Source organism: Pacificispira spongiicola, assembly GCF_012926505.1.
Lineage (GTDB): Bacteria > Pseudomonadota > Alphaproteobacteria > UBA8366 > Aestuariispiraceae > Pacificispira > Pacificispira spongiicola.
This window is the reverse complement of sequence record NZ_JABBNT010000002.1, coordinates 151321-168416: the sequence shown is the minus strand read 5'-3', so window position 1 is coordinate 168416 and position 17096 is coordinate 151321. Positions and strand designations below refer to the sequence as shown.

The following is a 17096-nucleotide window of genomic DNA, read 5'->3' as shown; positions in this document are numbered from 1 at the left end:
TATGACTATGAACGATACGACATTGGAAGCCGTGAAAGACATTGATGTTCTTCGGGTTATGGAGCGGATTCCGCACCGCTATCCTTTTCTTTTGGTGGACCGCGTCGATGAAGTTGTCCCCTACGAGAAAGCAATCGGGATTAAATGCGTGTCGATGGGTGAGCCGTATTTTCAAGGCCATTTTCCCGGCAAGCCGGTTATGCCAGGGGTGCTGATCATCGAAAGCATGGCGCAGACCGCCGGTGTCATGGTCGTGACGAGCTTGGGACCGGAATCCGAAGGGAAACTAGTTTACTTCATGTCCATTGAGGAAGCGAAGTTTCGCCGCCCCGTCGTCCCGGGAGATCGTTTGGAAGTGCATGTTTCCAAGAAACAAAACCGCGGCGCGGTTTGGAAATTTCGCGGCGAGGCCTTCGTCGACGGAAAGTTGGTTGCGGAAGCCGTCTTTGCGGCGATGATCCGGGATCGGGATGAGAATGCCTGATATCCATCCGAGTTCCGTTATCGATCCGGCCGCGCGTATAGCCGATTCGGTCAAGATCGGCCCGTTCTGCACGGTCGGGCCGGATGTCGAGCTTTGCGACGGTGTGGTGCTGCATTCCCATGTCGTTATCGGTGGGCGCACAGTGATCGGGGCGGAAACCGAGATTTTTCCATTCGCCTGTATAGGGTTGGCGCCGCAGGATCTTAAATACGGTGGCGAGGAATCGCGACTGGAAATCGGTGCGCGCAACAAAATCCGCGAATATGTGACGATGAATCCAGGCACGGCCGGCGGCGGTATGCTGACAAAAGTTGGTGACGGCGGCTTGTTCATGGTCGGCGCGCATGTCGCCCATGACTGCCTTGTCGGCGACCATGTCATCCTGGCGAACAACGCTACCTTGGCGGGGCATGTTGTCCTGGGCGATTTCGCGATTATCGGGGGCCTATCCGCCGTACACCAATTTGTGCGTATCGGGCCGCATGCGATGATCGGCGGCATGTCGGGCGTTGAGCATGACGTTATCCCCTATGGCTCCGTCCTGGGGGAGCGCGCGAGCCTGTGCGGTTTGAACGTCGTCGGCCTGAAACGGCGCGGTTTCACGAAGGATACGATCCATCACATGCGGTCGGCCTATCGTATGCTGTTCGCGGACGAAGGAACCTTGCAGGAACGTGTCGACGACGTTGCGGAAATGTTTGGCAACGAAGAAGCGGTCAGCCAGATCGTCGATTTCGTCAAGAAACAGTCCAGCCGCGGTTTGACGCAGCCACGGTCCCTGGGTGGGGCCGACTGACCCGGTTCATCGTCCATGCGGGGTTTCACGGCATGACACCGCCTTTCAAGAAACTCGGCATCATCGCCGGCAGGGGGGAACTTCCGCTCCGCATCGCGGAGAAAGCGGCGTCGAACGGGATTTACGTTCATGTCTTCGCGATCCGAGGGCAAGCGGATATCGCCCAGTTCGCGGGACGTTTTCCGGTTCAAGACTTCCGTTTGGGGGCGACGCTCCCCGTCCTAAGGACATTGCAGGCGGAAGATATTTCGGACCTGGTTTTTGCCGGTGCGACGCGGCGTCCATCGATGTTGGAGCTGATGCCGGATTCGCTGACGACCCGGATTCTGGCGCACGGCGTGTTGCGTCGTGGCGACGACGGGTTGCTGCGGGGGGTCATCGATTTTCTAAAGAAAGAATACGATATAACCGTTCATCCGACCGATGTCATCTTGGATGAGGTTCGGTTGGAAAAAGGCGTATTGGGCGCTGTCTCGCCGTCAGACCGCGCCGCATCGGATATCGAAAAAGGTCGGGACGTCCTGAAAGCCCTATCCGCGCAAGATGTCGGGCAAGCCGTGGTAATTCAGGATGGCTTGGTCTTGGGAATTGAAGCCGTGGAAGGCACAGACGGCTTAATCGCGCGCTGTGGCGATTTGAAACGGGCCGGGGAAGGCCCGGTGCTGGTGAAGCTCAGCAAATCCGGCCAAACCACTAGGGCCGACCTGCCGACGGTCGGCGCGGAAACCGTCCGCAATGCCATTCAGCACGGGTTCATCGGTATCGCGATCGAGGCTGGCCGCAGCATCATGTTGGAGCGGGAAGAAGCGATTCGTTTGGCGGATGAGGCCGGCCTGTTCCTGATCGCCGTACCGGGAGAGGGCGAATGACGTCCCGACAGCCCCGTCCGTTGAGGATTTTCTTGTCGGCGGGGGAAAGTTCCGGGGACCTTCTGGGGGGACGCTTGATGGCGGCGCTTAAGCGCCTGCATGGCGGTCCGATAGAGTTTCGCGGGGTCGGCGGACCGGAAATGGAACGGCAGGGCCTGACGAGCTTGTTTCCGATCTCTGATTTGGCCGTCATGGGGCTTGTCGAAGTCCTTCCCCATATCCCGAAACTGAAGCGACGAATTAGAGAAGCCGCCCAGGCCGCCGTCGGTTTCGAACCGGATGTCATGGTGACCATTGACGCGCCGGGTTTCAACAAACGCTTGGCAAAAGCTTGCGGGAGCACGCCTTTCGCAAAGGTTCACTATGTGGCGCCGACGGTCTGGGCATGGCGCCCGAAACGCGTCTTTGCGTTTCGGGATCTGTTCGATCGCCTTCTGTGCCTCCTGCCGTTCGAACCGCCCTATTTCGAGAAGGTCGGGTTGACCGCGCCGTTTGTGGGCCACTCGGTGTTGGAAAGCCCAGCCGCGACGGTCACGGGAGATGGATTTCGGGCGCGCCACGGTATCGCCGACACAGTACGCCTATTCTGCGTTTTGCCTGGATCGCGTCGGGGAGAGATCGAAAGGCTGCTTCCGGTCTTTCGTGACACGATCGCACGAATATCGTCGCAGCCGGGCGGAAAGGTCGTTTGCGTCGTTCCGACCGTTCCGCATCTGCGTGAGACGGTGGAGGCGGAATTGGCGGCTTGGCCGGTAACAGCGATGCCGATCGCGGATCAAGGCGAGAAGTACGAGGCGATGGCGGCATCGGACGCTGCCTTGGCCGCGTCGGGCACTGTCGCCCTGGAATTGGCCCTGACCGGCACGCCGACCGTCATCGCCTATCGCATCAGCCCGATCAGCTATCAAATACTGAGCCGGATCGTGAAAGCGCGGTTTGCCCATATCCTAAATATTCTGGCGGATCGCGCCGTAGTGCCGGAATTCATTCAGAACGACTGCACCGTCGAAAAACTGGCTCCGGTTCTGAACCACATGACCGGTCCCGTGGGGAAGGATCAGATAGCGGCTTTGCGCCCCTATCTGGCGCAGTTATCGCCTGAGGACGGGGGAAGCCCCAGCGAGGCGGCCGCGCGGGCGGTACTTGATGCCCTGAAATGAAAACGGCCCCGAGGATGGGGCCGTTTTGCTATGCAGGCGGTCGAGCGCCAAATTACCGTTTGTCGACCGGGACGAATTCGCGCTGATCGTGACCCAGGAAGAGTTGCCGCGGACGGCCGATCTTCTGATGCGGGTCGGCGATCATTTCGTTCCACTGGGCGACCCAGCCGACCGTGCGGGCCAGGGCGAACAGCACGGTGAACATGCTGGTCGGGAAGCCGATCGCCTTCAGGATGATGCCGGAATAGAAGTCGACATTCGGGAACAGTTTGCGCTGTACGAAGTAGTCGTCTTCCAGGGCGATCTTTTCCAGTTCGCGGGCGAGTTCGAGCAGCGGATCCTGCACGCCGAGCTGATCCAGAACCTCGTCGCAGCTTTTCTTCAGAACGCCGGCGCGCGGGTCGTAGTTCTTGTAGACGCGGTGGCCGAAGCCCATCAGGCGGAACGGGTCGTCCTTATCCTTCGCACGGGCCAGGAATTCCGGAATATTCTTCTTGTCGCCGATTTCCGTCAGCATGTTCAGAACGGCCTCGTTCGCGCCGCCATGCGCCGGGCCCCACAGCGAGGAGATACCGGCGGAGATGCAGGCGAACGGGTTCGCGCCCGAAGAGCCCGCCAGACGGACCGTGGAGGTCGAGGCGTTCTGTTCGTGGTCGGCATGCAGGATGAAAATCCGGTCCATGGCGCGGACGACGGCGGGGGCAACTTCATAGTCTTCCGCCGGAACCCCGAAGGTCATGCGCAGGAAGTTATGCGCATAGCTCAGGTCGTTGCGCGGATACATGAACGGCTGACCGATGGAATATTTATAGGCCATCGCCGCGATCGTCGGCATCTTCGCCACAAGCCGGTGGGACGCGATCATGCGTTGTTCCGGATCGTTGATATCCGTGGAGTCGTGATAGAACGCGCTCAACGCGCCGACGACACCGACCATGACGGCCATCGGGTGCGCGTCGCGACGGAAGCCGCGGAAGAAGTTCATCAGTTGTTCATGCACCATCGTGTGATAGGTGATGGTGTTGCGGAAATCTTCGAGTTCCTGTGCCTTCGGCAGTTCCCCGCGTAGCAGCAGGTGGCAAACTTCCAGGAAATCGCAGTTTTCCGCCAGATCTTCGATCGAATAACCGCGGTGCAAAAGAACGCCCTTGTCACCGTCGATATACGTGATGGCGCTGTCGCAGGATGCGGTCGAGGTAAAGCCCGGGTCGTAGGTGAAATAGCCGCTCTGACCGTAGAGCTTCCGAATATCGATAACTTTCGGTCCGACGGACCCCTCCATTACCGGCAGTTCCCAGCTCTGCCCCGTCGCATTATCGGTCAGGGTCATTGTATGGTTGGAAGTGTCGCTCATGAGGAGCCTCCTTATCGTTTTAATTGGGCTGATCCCGCATTCGAGATGAGGGACACCCTCCCCAAAAATCGCGGAAATCTAGCAATTCCCGAAATTGCCGCGGAACATTACCCGGTAATGACGCGGTGCACAATAACGCGGATCAGGCGTTCAGAGGCAGTGCGTCGATCCGTGCCAAAGTCTCTTCGCGGCCCAAAACGGCCATGACTTGCGCAAGGTCGGGCGACGCATTCGTACCCGTTAAAGCACCCCGAACGGGTTGCCCTATTTTCCCGAAGCCAATTCCCTTACTCTCAACATAGTTTTTGAGCGCGTCGTGCAAAGTAGCTTCGGTCCAATTTTCGATACCGGCAAGGACGGTTTCCGCGAAATCCTTGGCGACGGCGGGGCCTTCGCCCGCGACGAGTTTCGCCGCTTTCGGATTTTCCAGAGGAAATCGGGGCCGTTCGACATAGAATCGCGCGGCGTCGACCAATTGCGGGATAGTGTTCGCCCGCTGCGTCAGGCCGGGCATCCCCGCGGCAAGGCGCGCCTTCAGGCCTTCATCGCCGTCAACGCCCAGGGCCGGGGCGATCATATCTGCCAGACGGCCGGGATCGGCCTCCCGCAAGTAATGGCCGTTCAGGTTTTCCAACCTTTGGAAGTCCATACGCGATGGCGAGCGACCGACCGCATCGAGATCGAACCATTCGATGGCTTGGTTTTCTGAGATAATCTCCTCATCCCCATGAGACCAGCCGAGGCGCAACAGGTAGTTTTTCAACGTTTCGGGCAGGTATCCCATCTCGCGATACTGCTCGACGCCCAGTGCCCCATGCCGTTTCGACAGTTTCGCCCCATCCGGCCCGTGGATCAGCGGGATATGCGCGAAAGCGGGAACGTCCCATCCGGCGGCCTTGAACAGGTGGAACTGCCGGAAGGCGTTCACCAGATGATCGTCGCCACGAATGACATGCGTCACGCCCATATCATGGTCGTCCACCACCACGGACAGCATATAGGTCGGTGTTCCATCCGCCCGCAGCAGGATGAAATCGTCCAACTGGTCATTTTCGATGGTGACGTCGCCCTGCACCAGGTCCTTGATCGTCGTCGCGCCGCCGTCGCGCGGCATCTTGATACGGATGACTGGGTCGACACCGGCCGGGGCTTCCGACGGGTCGCGGTCACGCCAATAGCCGTTATACGGCGTCTTGCGCCCTTCTTCCTTCATCGTCCCCCGCATGGCTTCCAACTCTTCGGGGGAGCAATAGCAGCGGTAGGCGTGGCCGCTGTCCAGCAAGGCCTTTGCGACCTCCGCGTGGCGGTCGGCGCGGCTGGATTGGAACAGGATGTCGCCGTCGCCGTTCAGGCCCAGCCAGGACAACCCGTCCATGATCGCGTCGATCGCCTCCTGGGTAGAGCGTTTGCGGTCCGTATCCTCGATGCGCAGCTTGTAGGTGCCGCCATGGTGCCGGGCATAGAGATAGTTGAACAGGGCCGTGCGCGCGCCGCCGATATGCAGAAATCCGGTCGGGGAAGGGGCAAAGCGGGTCACGACGGTCATGGCGGCTCCTGATACGGTAAATCAGCATTCTTAAATCTGGCCGCTCTCTACCATGCGGGAGTGATTTCGGCAAAGCCCGCCGTCCGGAACTGGTATGTGTCATCACAACTCTCTATGGTCGCATTCCGGGAGGGGGTTCCATGGTAAGGCCTGTCGCCGTACATCTGACCGATATCCGACGACGCGGGGTTGTTGCCGTGGCGGTCGCGGCCTTGTCGGGAACGGTTGCGGCGGAACGGGAACGCTGGGCGCTGTGGGCGCCGGTGTTCCTAGGGGCGGGGGTCGTCGTTTACTTTCTGTTGCCGATGGAGCCGGATATTCGCATCGCCCTTGGCATTGTCGGCGTTGCGTCGCTAGTCGGGATGGCGCTTTGGCATTTTGTCGGACCGGGGGCGGCTGCCGGCGCTATTCTGGTCGCCATCACCGCGACGGGAAGTGTGATCGCGTCTTGGGAGACCCACCGCAGCGCCGCGCCCGTTCTCGACCGTGCGGGATTTTATCGGGGGCTAACGGGCCGCGTCGTGGCGGTGGAGAATTTCCCGGACGGCGCCCGCGTTCGGCTGGAAAGGCTCGATTGGCGCCGAAATACGGAGGCCATGCCTTATGCGGTGCGCGTGAAGCTCCGGGTGGGGGCGGTGCCGGACGTCGGGTCGCGGATACGCCTGTCGGCACGCCTATCGCCGCCACCGCGCCCGTCCTATCCCGGCGCTTACGACTTTGCGCGCACGGCCTGGTTCGATCGATTGGGCGCCGTGGGCTTCGCGCTTTCCTCTTGGCGAGAGGTGCCGCGCCAAGGCGCCCCATCGGCCTATGATCGCGTGAAATTGGCCGTGTCCCGGTTTCGGAACGATGTGTCCGACCGGTTGCGTCTGGCGCTGCCGGGGCTGGGAGGTGGCGTTGCTGCGGCCTTGCTGGCGGGGGATCGGTCCAGCCTGGACGCGGCGGTTCTGAAAAATCTGCGCCTGTCGGGTTTGGCGCATCTGTTGGCCATATCGGGCCTGCATATCGGTATGGTGGCGATGATCGCCTTCGGAACGCTGCGCATCGGCTTTGCCCTGCGGGAGGCCTGGGCGCGGGACCGACCGATCAAGAAATGGGCGGCCTTGGGCGCGCTCCTGGCGACGGCGGGATATCTCGTTCTGTCGGGGGCGACTGTCCCGACACAGCGCGCCTTTCTGATGACCGGCATTGTCCTGCTGGCCGTTTTGACGGACCGGCAGGCAATATCGATGCGGTTGGTTGCCGTCGCGGCAACGGCGGTGATCGTCTTGGCGCCCCACAGCCTCATCGGCCCCAGTTTCCAATTGTCCTTTGCCGCCGTGATTGCGCTTGTCGCCGTCTATGAAACCGTGAAGCTGGATCCCGGTCGGGATCGGACGACGTTGCGGCGGATCGGCTTTTATCTGGCGGCAGTATGCCTGACGACCGTCATTGCCGGGGCCGCGACCTTTCCCTTCGCCGTGCATCATTTCGGACGGGTGGCGCAGTATTCGGTTTTGGCGAATTTGGCGGCCATTCCCGTCGTCACCTTCATCGTCATGCCGTTCGGTCTGTTGTCCTTGGCAGCGATGCCGTTAGGGCTGGAACATTGGACGCTGATCCCCGCCGGATGGGGTATCGACGCGGTGCTTTGGATTGCGGACACCGTGGCGGCGCTGCCGGGGGCGGGATATCAACTGCCGCCCTTTCCGATGGCTGGGTTGGCCGCGATTTGTGTGGGCGGGTTATGGTGCGCGCTGTGGAAGCGGCGATGGCGCTATATCGGCATTCCCGTGGTCCTGGCCGGGATCGCGTCTTGCGGTTTCACGCCTATTCCAATCGCGATCCTGCATGACGAGGCGGGGCAGGCGGCCGTTGTCTGGGACGGCGGCTTGTGGGTGGAACGCCGAAACCGCGATAAATTCGCTCAATCGGTTTGGTCGGAAAAGACGGCCCTGCCGATCCTGGGCGATTGGCAGGATCTGGCGTCCCTGCGCGACAGTCCGATCCGCTGCGATCCCGCCGGCTGTGTTTTTACAACACAGGACATGAACGGCGTGTCCGGGCGGGTCGTGATCGCGCTGTCGACCGATCCGCGCGGCATGGTCGAAGATTGCCTGATGGCCGATGTCGCCCGGCTGTCGGTCCAGCCGCATCCCGGCCTGTGTCGGGAACGCCCGGCCTTGGGTCCGGCGGACCTGCGCCGAGACGGGGTGACGGCGATCTTTCTGACACGGGCGGGGCCGGTCCTAGACAGTGTCTCCGCCCATCGCGGTCAACGGCCCTGGACCGGGTATATAAAAGCGGTCGAGATCAATACTTCCGCAGAAGCCCTACCAAACGTCCCTGAACGCTGACCTGATCAGGGCGGTAGATGCGGGTTTCGTAATTCTGGTTTGCCGGCTCCAGCGCGACGCTGTCGCCCTTGCGGCGCAGGCGTTTCAACGTGACTTCATGGCCTTCGACCAGGGCGACGACGATGTCGCCAGTGCTGGCGTGTTCGGTGCGTTCGATAATCACCGTATCGCCGTCCAGAATGCCCGCATCGACCATGGAATCGCCTTCGACTTCCAGGGCGTAGTGATCGCCCCGGCCCAGCAGCGTGGCGGGAACGTCAACCAGCATGGAATGGTCGCGCAGGGCTTCGATCGGCGTGCCCGCCGCGATGCGGCCATACAGCGACAGTTGAACCGTGTTGCCGCCGCCGCGCATCATCGATTTGCGGCTACCGACTTCTTTCTGGCGCAGCATGTCGACACGACGATTGCGGATCGGCAATTGTTCGGGCGCGGAGTTCTCCGGCAGGCGCACGACTTCCAGTGCACGGGCACGGTTCGGAAGGCGACGGAGGAAACCGCGTTCTTCCAACCCGGTGATCAGGCGGTGAATCCCGGATTTCGATTTCAGGTCCAATGCTTCCTTCATTTCTTCGAAGGATGGGGAAACACCCGAATCCTGTAGACGGTCGTGGATGAACATCAAAAGTTCGTATTGTTTCCGGGTCAGCATTGCCGTTGGCTCCTTATCCCGTTATCGGGCCGGTTTCGCCAGCCCACTGCTCTTTGGATGCTCTTGGACTAATTTTGTTCGCTCTTTGTGTCAAGAGATAAATCAGAACATTCGGGACACAAATGTTCTCGTTGGTCGCCGCAAGGGATCAGAACCCGTCCGGAAAGACCAGGACGTCAACGGTGGCGCCCGCCTCGGCAGCGGGGGCGTGCGGCAGCCGACGAACCAGCCCGCCCGCCTGGGACAGGGTGCTCATCATCGAACTGTCCTGCCGCTGCGTCGGCGTGGCGATCAGGTGACCGCTTTCATCACGATGCAGGTCGGCGCGCAGATAGTCTTCGCGGCGGTCATTTTCCGGCAAGGCCGATCCCAGCCGCGCCGGGGTGAAGGTCACGCCGGTATTTGACGCCCCGGCCAACCGCGTCAAAGCGGGACGTCCGAACAGCAGGAAGCAGACAAGCGCGGAGACCGGATTGCCGGGCAGGCCCAGCATCGGCATTCCGGCGAAGCTGCCGAACATCAGGGGCTTGCCGGGGCGCATGGCGATTTTCCAGAAATCCAGTTCCAGGCCGGTTTCCGCAAGCGCGCTGCCGACCAGGTCGTGTTTGCCGACCGATGCGCCCCCCGTGGTCAGCAACAAATCGTGCCCCGCCGCGTTCCGGGCCAGGGCTTGCAGGCTTTCGGCATCGTCCGGCGCGATGGGCATCAGGGTCGGTACGCCGCCCGCCGCCGTGACGGCCGCCGCCAATGCAGGGCCGTTGGAACTGACGATCTGGTTTGGCCCAATCGGATCGCCGGGCAGGGCAATTTCGTCGCCCGTCGACAGGATCGCAACGCGCGGCTTCCGGTATACCGTGACCCAGGGCACATTACCGGCTGCTGCCAGTCCGATGTCGCGGGCGCCTAGGCGCTTTCCGGTATCGACCAGGATGTCACCGGGCGCGAAGTCCAGACCGGCCCGGCGCACATGGCGGCCTTCCGGCGACCCTTCCAGGATTGTCACGGTTCCGGCGGCCTCGTCGGCGTCCGTATTTTCCTGAATGACGATGGTGTCCGTTCCGTCTGGCAGCGGACCGCCGGTAAAAATCCGCACGCAGGCGCCTGCCGGTACCGTTTCCTCGAACGACCCGCCCGCAGGCACTTCCGCGATGACGGACAGGGTGACGGGCAGGGTGCCGATATCCTCGAAACGCAAGGCATAGCCATCCATCGCGGACAGGTCTTTCGGCGGTTGTAACCGTCGCGCGGTCACCGGTTGCGCCAGGACACGGCCCAACGATTCCGACAGGGCGACGGTTTCAACGCCGACCGGGGATAGCGCCGCCAGGATACGGGCGCGGGCCTCCTCAACCGGTATCACGAGGCGGACTCCGCCCGGTATTCCCCGGATTTTCCGCCCGATTTGTGGACCAGATGGATATCGGTGATGCGCATGCCCTTATCGATGGCCTTCACCATGTCATAGACGGTCAGCGCGGCGACGGAAACGGCTGTCAGTGCCTCCATCTCCACACCTGTTTGGCCGGTAAGCTTTACCGTTGCCTCGATCGCGACCGCGCATTCGCCCTCGTCCAGCGACAGAAAGACCTTTACCGAGGACAGGGACAACGGATGGCACAGCGGGATCAGGTCCGGCGTGCGTTTCGCCCCCATGATCCCGGCCAGTTGCGCGACGCTCAACGGGTCACCCTTTTTGATCTGACCGTCGCGGATGGCGGCGAAGGTTTCCGGTGCCACGCGGACAAGTCCGCGCGCGGTCGCGCTGCGCGCCGTCTGCTCTTTCGCCGAAACATCGACCATGACGGCGTTGCCGTCGGAATCGAAATGGGTCAGGCCGCTTGCCGCCATCTTACGCCGCCTCTTGCTTGGCCAGCAGGGTGCGGGTGGCCGTTTCGACATCGTCCTGCCGCATCAGCGACTCCCCGACCAGGAATCGCATCGCCCCGGCGCGGGCCATCCGGGCGAGGTCGTCCGGTCCGTAAAGACCGCTTTCCGCGATCAGGACACGGCCGTCCGGAATCATCTTCGACAGCTCTTCCGTTGTCTTAAGATCAACCTCCAACGTCTTGAGATTACGATTATTTACGCCAATCAATGAGGACTTGAGACGCAATGCGCGTTCCATTTCTTCCGCATCGTGCGTTTCGATCAGAACGTCCATGCCCAATTCCATGGCCAAGGCTTCCAGTTCCGCCGCCTGGCTGTCTTCCAGGGCCGCCATGATCAGCAGAATGCAATCCGCCCCCAGGGCGCGGGCTTCGTAGATCTGATAGGGATCGATCATGAAATCCTTGCGCAGGACCGGCAGGTCCACCGCCGTGCGCGCCGCCGTCAGATACTGGTCGCGGCCCTGAAAATAGGGTTCGTCCGTCAGCACCGACAGGCAGGCCGCGCCCCCCTTGCGATAGGCACGAGCCAAAGCGACGGGGGCGAAGTCCGGGCGGATCAGGCCCTTGGACGGGGACGCCTTCTTGATTTCTGCGATCAGCGCATAGTCGCCGGCATCGGCCTTGCGTGCCAAGGCATCCGAGAAACCGCGCGGTACGGGGGCGGAGGCCGCATGTGCCTTGATCTCGGCTTCCGGCACCTCCGCCTTGCGGGCGGCAATATGATCGCGTTTATCGGCGCAAATCTTGGCGAGGACGTCACTCATTCCGGCGTCGCCTCCTTCGGGTAATCGTTGGTGATCCGGACCAGATCGGCCAGAACCTGCTTCGCGCGGCCGCTGTCGATGCTGTCCGCGGCCTGGGCGACACCGGCGGTCAAATCGTCCGCCATGCCGGATACCAGCAGCGCCGCCGCCGAATTGAACAGCACGATATCGCGATAGGCGCTTTCCCGACCGTCGAGAAGGTCGCGGATCGCCTGGGCGTTTTCCGCCGCCGTGCCCCCCAGAAGGTCTTTCAGGTTCGCTTCCTTCAGGCCCGCATCAGAGGGGGCGATGTCGAAACTTTCGACCTTGCCGTCCTGAAGCGAGGCAACGCGGGTCGGGCCGGTCGTGCTGATTTCGTCCATGCCGCTGTGCCCATGCACGACCCAGGCGCGCTCCGCCCCCAGATCGGCCAGGGTCCAGGCCATCTTTTCGATGAATTCCGGCAGGAAGCAGCCGATCAGGTATTTCGTCACCATGGCCGGGTTCGATAGCGGCCCCAACAGGTTGAAGATCGTCGGGACGCCCAGTTCGACGCGGGTCGGCATGACGTTGCGCATCGCGCCGTGGTGGCGCGGGGCAATCATGAAGCCGATCCCGGCCTGACGGATCGCGCGTTCGATATTGGGGAAGGGGCAATCCAGATCGACCCCCAGCTGACCCAGCGCATCCGCCGTGCCGGATTTCGACGATGCCGCGCGGTTGCCATGTTTCGCGATCGTGACGCCGCAGCCCGCGACGACCACCGCCGCAGCCGTGGAAACGTTATAGGTTCCCAGCTTGTCGCCACCCGTACCGACGATATCCATGGCACCGGCAGGCGCGCTGATCCGCGAGGCCTTGGCCCGCATCGTCTTCGCTGCGCCCGTGATTTCCTCCACCGTTTCCCCGCGCAACCGTAGCGCGGCCAGGAAACCGCCCATCTGGGACGGGGTCGCGTCGCCCGACATGATGATGTCGAAGGCGCGTTCGGCCTCCGGCACCGTCAGGGTTTCGCCGGACACGACCTTCGCGATCAGGCCCTTCATATCCTGCATGAAGCCGCTCATGCCATTCGCCCCCGATATCTCTCACGCACCGTCATTGCGCGTCCGTTTCAGGAAGTTGTTCAGTAGTGCGTGCCCTTCTTCGGACGCGATGCTTTCCGGGTGGAACTGAACACCGTGCAGCGGCGCGGTCTTGTGTTCCATGCCCATGATGACGCCGTCGTCGGTCTGCGCCGTGATGCGGAAGCAGTCGGGCAGGTTCTTTTCAGCGACGACAAGGCTGTGATAGCGCGTCACGGAGAGCGGGTCCTTCAACCCTTCGAACAGGCCGATTCCCTGATGGTGGATCGGGGAGACCTTCCCATGCATCGGGACCGGGCCGCGTTCCACCGTTGCCCCGAAGGCATAGCCGATGGATTGATGCCCCAGGCAGACGCCCAGCAGGGGGACGGCGTTTTCCGCCGCGGCCTTTATCAGGTCGACACAGATACCGGCCTTCGGCGGGTCGCAGGGGCCGGGGGAAATGACGATTCCCTGCGGCTTTTGCGCCAATACCTCGTCCACCGTGATCTTGTCGTTACGCCAGACCGCGCATTCCGCCCCCAAATCGCCCAAAAAATGGACCAAATTGTAGGTGAAGCTGTCGTAGTTATCGATCAGAAGGTACATGGCGTTGACCCGGCCGTTATCCGATGGTTCGGCGTTGCGTTCTGTGGGGCGATCTTGTGACCGCCCGAGGTTATAACAAGCGGCTTCACCCAGGGAAAGCAACCCCGCAAGGGGCCGCCTGCGACAGGATTGGACCGGCGATGGGAATCCAGTAGGCTTCGCAGCGCGAATTCGATCTTTCGTTTTGATCCAGGATGGGACAATGGCGCCGCGCCGCGCGAAACATAAACCGGCCCATAAAACGACCCGATCGAAAGATCCGTCGGGTCGCCGCATTGCCCATCGGGTGCAGGTCAAACCCTGGTATCGGCGTCGTCCCATCGTGCAGGCCGCAGTGATGGGCGCGATCTTGATGATCGGTGTCGGACTCGGCACCGGTCTCGGCATATGGCTGGGACCGGATGACGGGCCGCGCCCGATGGCGAGCACGGCCTTGCAGATGCCGCCCCTGGAAGACATCGGCCTGCCGGAGGGAAGCCCGCTTCCCGTGATCGTCCAAGGCTCCGATCAGGCGAAGCGCCTTTATGAGGAAAGCCTTGCCGCGCAACCCGACCCGGTGCGCCCGGATCCGAACGCCGGCCCCGATTCGGTCCGCGAGCCGGCGCCGCAGGTGGCAAGTTATGCCAGCCCGCTGCCCGTGCCACCCGTATCGGAGCGTATTCCGGAACAACCCGCGTCGTCGGTTGATATTCCGCAAGTCGCGCCGCTTCGGCCTGTGGCGGAAGAACCCTGGCAGACCTATGCCGTTGCCGTGGCCCCGGCGGACGGCCGCCCCCGGATCGCCATTGTTTTCGACGATCTGGGGATCGATCAGACACGCAGCCGCAAGGCCATGGCGCTGCCGGGGCCGTTGACCATGGCTTTCCTGCCCTATGGGTACCACTTGAAGGAATTGGTATCCGATGCGCGTCGGAACGGTCACGAAATCCTGGTGCATATGCCGATGGCGCCGTTGGACCTGTCTGTCGATCCGGGACCGAACGCGCTGCAGAAGGAATTGGGACCGTCGGAAATTATCCGGCGGCTGGATTGGAACCTGGATCAGATCGGCGGCTATGTCGGGATCAACAATCATATGGGCAGTCGTTTCACCGCCGACCGGGACGGCATGCGCCTTGTCATGGCGGAATTGAAACGCCGGGGCCTCCTATTCGTGGATTCGATCACGACGACGGATTCGCAGGGCTACAAGGTTGCGGCGGAAAGCGGCGTTCCCTATGCGGTGCGTGATGTTTTCCTCGATCATGTGATTGACACGGCGTCAATACGCAAGCAGTTGCAACGGGTGGAGGAAACCGCCCGGCGCACCGGTCATGCGATCGCCATCGGCCATCCGCATGACGAAACGCTGGCCGTCGTCGGCCCCTGGCTGAAGACGATTGAAGCGAAGGGATTTCAGCTTGTTCCCGTATCCGCCATCGTCCGCGACATGATGCCCGTCGCCCGCAGCTAGCGGCGTTTAGTAAATCGTCCGCTTCATGCGTTCCGGATAGTCGGCGTCATATCGGTCGCCGTCGAAATCCGGTTTTAGTGCCTTCAGGATCTGACCCGCCGTCGGCAGCGACTTGCGGTCGATCTGGATGGACGGGTCCCACAGTTTGGACCGCGCCAGCGCCTTCTGGCATTGAAAATAGACCCGTTCCGCCGTCACCCGCAGGACACTGCGTGGCAGTTTGCCCTGCATTTCGAACCGGGCGAGGAGGACGGGATCGGTGTCAATTTCCGCGTGCCCGTTGATGCGCAGGGTCTCCCCCACGCCGGGGATCAGGAACAGCAGCGACACGCGCGGGTCCCGGACAATGTTCCGCAGGGAATCGATGCGGTTGTTGCCGTTGCGATCTGGAATCAAAACCGTGTTGCGGCTTTCGACTTCGACGAAACCGGCAGGATCGCCGCGCGGGGAACTGTCCAGGCCTTCTGGGGCGACCGTCGACAGGACGACGAAGGGTGATGCCTCGATAAAGGCCCGGTAGTGGTCGGAAATATAATCTATTTCCTTCGTCAGGGAATTTGGATTGACCGGACCGTAGATTTCTTCGAGTTGCTCGATCGTCGTCACGGTGGTCATACCGTTTTCCCTTTCGTCAGTTTCGTCCTGATGCGAAGCGGACCGCTTCCTGTGCCGCGCGCACCAGGGCCTTCGCCTTGTTCACGCATTCCCGGTGTTCCGATACCGGATCGCTGTCCGCCACGATCCCGGCCCCGGCCTGGATCAGCAATTTGCCGTCCTTCACGATGCCGGTCCGCAGCACGATGCAGGTATCCATCGATCCGTCGGCACCGAAATACCCGATACAGCCGGCATAGATGCCGCGACGGTCCGGTTCCAATTCCTCGATGATTTCCATCGCGCGCACCTTCGGTGCGCCGGACACGGTTCCGGCGGGGAATCCCGCCATCAGGGCCGTCAGCGCGTCTTCGTCGTCCTTGATACCGCCTTCGACGTTGGAAACGATGTGCATCACGTGACTGTAGCGTTCGACGATGAACTGTTCCGTGACCTTCACCGTACCGATCTTGGACACGCGCCCGACATCGTTCCGGCCCAGGTCCAGCAGCATCAGATGTTCCGCGCGTTCCTTCGGATCGGCCAACAATTCCTGTTCCAGGCGCAGGTCCTCGTCGCGATCCTCGCCGCGCGGGCGGGTCCCGGCGATGGGGCGGATCGTGACCTTGCCATCGCGCAGGCGCACCAGAATTTCCGGGCTGGACCCGACGATGGAGAAGCGTCGGAACGCCATATAGAACAGGAAGGGCGACGGATTCGTCCGGCGCAGGGCGCGGTACAGCGAAAAGGGCGGCAGGTCGAACGGCTGTTCGAACCGCTGCGACAGCACGACCTGGAATATGTCGCCCGCCAGAATGTATTCCTTCGCCTTTTCCACCATGCCGCAATAGTCGTCCTGCGTCATGTTGGAGACGGGTTCGGCATCCGGCGCGTTGCTGGATCGCGGGTCCATCGTATAGGGAAGGGGGCGCGACAGACCGTCCCGCAGATCGGCCAAGCGTTCCAGGGCCTTTTCATAGGCGGCGACGGCGCTGGTCTCTCCATCCGGGCGGACGGGCGTTACGATCGTGACCACGTCTTCGATATTGTCGAAGGCGGCAATCAGGGTCGGGCGCATGAAGATGCCGTCCGGCAGACCCAACACATCCGTATTGCCGTCTGGAATATTTTCGACCAACCGGACGCAGTCATACCCCATATAACCGACCAAACCGGCGGCCATCGGCGGCAATTCGTCCGGCATGTCGATCCGGCTTTCCTGCTCCAACGCGCGCAGGGAGGCCAGCGCGGGCAGGGAATGGGCCTCGAACGCCGTCGGGTCGATCAGGGCGCGGCGGTTCAGTTCCGCCTTGTCGCCGAAGCAGCGCCAAATCACGTCCGGCTTCAGACCGATGAAGGAATACCGGCCCCGCACCGCGCCGCCTTCGACGGATTCCAGCAGGAAAGCTTCCGGCCGGTTGTCCGCCAGTTTCATGAAGGCGGAAACCGGGGTTTCCAAATCCGCGACGAGGCGGGTGTAGACGACCTGTGCCTCGCCTGCCTCGTAGCGTTCCTTGAAAGTGTCGAAGTCGGGCAGGCAGTCCATG

At 61.9% G+C, this 17096-nt stretch carries 16 protein-coding genes; 6 read left to right on the top strand and 10 right to left on the bottom strand.

Annotated features, from left to right (window positions below; translation table 11 throughout):
* Positions 1-7: 7 nt before the first annotated feature.
* Genes fabZ through lpxB form a run of 4 tightly spaced genes read left to right on the top strand, consistent with a single transcriptional unit; the run spans position 8 to position 3309 of the window.
* Entirely contained in the window at positions 8-484 is a 477-nt protein-coding gene (gene fabZ, locus HH303_RS06035; protein ID WP_406610908.1) for a 3-hydroxyacyl-ACP dehydratase FabZ, read from the top strand.
* Positions 477-1280, top strand: coding sequence for an acyl-ACP--UDP-N-acetylglucosamine O-acyltransferase (lpxA, locus tag HH303_RS06030; protein ID WP_169624339.1), 804 nt, complete (start codon positions 477-479; stop codon positions 1278-1280). Before fabZ ends, lpxA begins: the two co-directional genes overlap by 8 nt.
* A gap of 32 nt (positions 1281-1312) precedes the next feature.
* Complete coding sequence (locus HH303_RS06025; RefSeq protein ID WP_169624338.1) at positions 1313-2149, top strand: LpxI family protein; 837 nt, start codon at positions 1313-1315, stop codon at positions 2147-2149.
* A complete protein-coding gene (lpxB, locus tag HH303_RS06020; RefSeq protein WP_169624337.1) occupies positions 2146-3309 on the top strand; it encodes a lipid-A-disaccharide synthase in 1164 nt (387 codons plus the stop codon). Before HH303_RS06025 ends, lpxB begins: the two co-directional genes overlap by 4 nt.
* Positions 3310-3361: 52 nt before the next feature.
* On the opposite strand, the gene HH303_RS06015 is transcribed toward lpxB, so the two are convergent.
* Positions 3362-4663 (bottom strand): citrate synthase, encoded by a 1302-nt coding sequence (locus HH303_RS06015; protein WP_169624336.1) that lies wholly within the window; start codon positions 4661-4663, stop codon positions 3362-3364.
* Positions 4664-4805: 142 nt separating this feature from the next.
* A complete protein-coding gene (gltX, locus tag HH303_RS06010; protein ID WP_169624335.1) occupies positions 4806-6209 on the bottom strand; it encodes a glutamate--tRNA ligase in 1404 nt (467 codons plus the stop codon).
* A gap of 140 nt (positions 6210-6349) precedes the next feature.
* Here gltX and HH303_RS06005 point away from each other — a divergent pair, with 140 nt between their 5' ends.
* A complete protein-coding gene (locus HH303_RS06005; RefSeq protein ID WP_169624334.1) occupies positions 6350-8545 on the top strand; it encodes a ComEC/Rec2 family competence protein in 2196 nt (731 codons plus the stop codon).
* Here HH303_RS06005 and lexA read toward each other — a convergent pair.
* The 6 genes from lexA to HH303_RS05975 all read right to left on the bottom strand — a co-directional run bounded on the left by lexA (position 8502) and on the right by HH303_RS05975 (position 13502).
* Entirely contained in the window at positions 8502-9197 is a 696-nt protein-coding gene (lexA, locus tag HH303_RS06000; protein ID WP_169624333.1) for a transcriptional repressor LexA, read from the bottom strand. The two genes, HH303_RS06005 and lexA, sit on opposite strands and share 44 nt — an antisense overlap.
* 148 nt (positions 9198-9345) lie before the next feature.
* Positions 9346-10557 carry a molybdopterin molybdotransferase MoeA gene (locus tag HH303_RS05995; protein ID WP_169624332.1) on the bottom strand — a complete coding sequence of 404 codons (1212 nt, stop codon included), beginning with the start codon at positions 10555-10557 and terminating at the stop codon, positions 9346-9348.
* On the bottom strand, positions 10554-11045 hold the full coding sequence (moaC, locus tag HH303_RS05990) for a cyclic pyranopterin monophosphate synthase MoaC (RefSeq protein WP_169624331.1): 492 nt from the start codon (positions 11043-11045) through the stop codon (positions 10554-10556). The genes HH303_RS05995 and moaC overlap by 4 nt, the downstream gene beginning before the upstream one ends.
* Before the next feature lies 1 nt (position 11046).
* Positions 11047-11850, bottom strand: coding sequence for an indole-3-glycerol phosphate synthase TrpC (trpC, locus tag HH303_RS05985; protein WP_169624330.1), 804 nt, complete (start codon positions 11848-11850; stop codon positions 11047-11049).
* Positions 11847-12896, bottom strand: a complete 1050-nt coding sequence (gene trpD / locus HH303_RS05980) for an anthranilate phosphoribosyltransferase (protein WP_169624329.1) — start codon at positions 12894-12896, stop codon at positions 11847-11849. The genes trpC and trpD overlap by 4 nt, the downstream gene beginning before the upstream one ends.
* Before the next feature lie 21 nt (positions 12897-12917).
* Positions 12918-13502, bottom strand: coding sequence for an anthranilate synthase component II (locus HH303_RS05975; protein ID WP_169624328.1), 585 nt, complete (start codon positions 13500-13502; stop codon positions 12918-12920).
* 202 nt (positions 13503-13704) lie between these two features.
* Here HH303_RS05975 and HH303_RS05970 point away from each other — a divergent pair, with 202 nt between their 5' ends.
* Positions 13705-14955 (top strand): divergent polysaccharide deacetylase family protein, encoded by a 1251-nt coding sequence (locus HH303_RS05970; RefSeq protein WP_169624327.1) that lies wholly within the window; start codon positions 13705-13707, stop codon positions 14953-14955.
* 6 nt (positions 14956-14961) lie between these two features.
* Here HH303_RS05970 and HH303_RS05965 read toward each other — a convergent pair whose 3' ends face one another.
* Positions 14962-15570: a pyridoxamine 5'-phosphate oxidase family protein gene (locus HH303_RS05965; protein WP_169624326.1), complete on the bottom strand. Its 609-nt coding sequence runs from the start codon at positions 15568-15570 to the stop codon at positions 14962-14964.
* A gap of 16 nt (positions 15571-15586) precedes the next feature.
* On the bottom strand, positions 15587-17095 hold the full coding sequence (gene trpE, locus HH303_RS05960; RefSeq protein ID WP_169624325.1) for an anthranilate synthase component I: 1509 nt from the start codon (positions 17093-17095) through the stop codon (positions 15587-15589).
* Between the last annotated feature and the right edge of the window lies 1 nt (position 17096).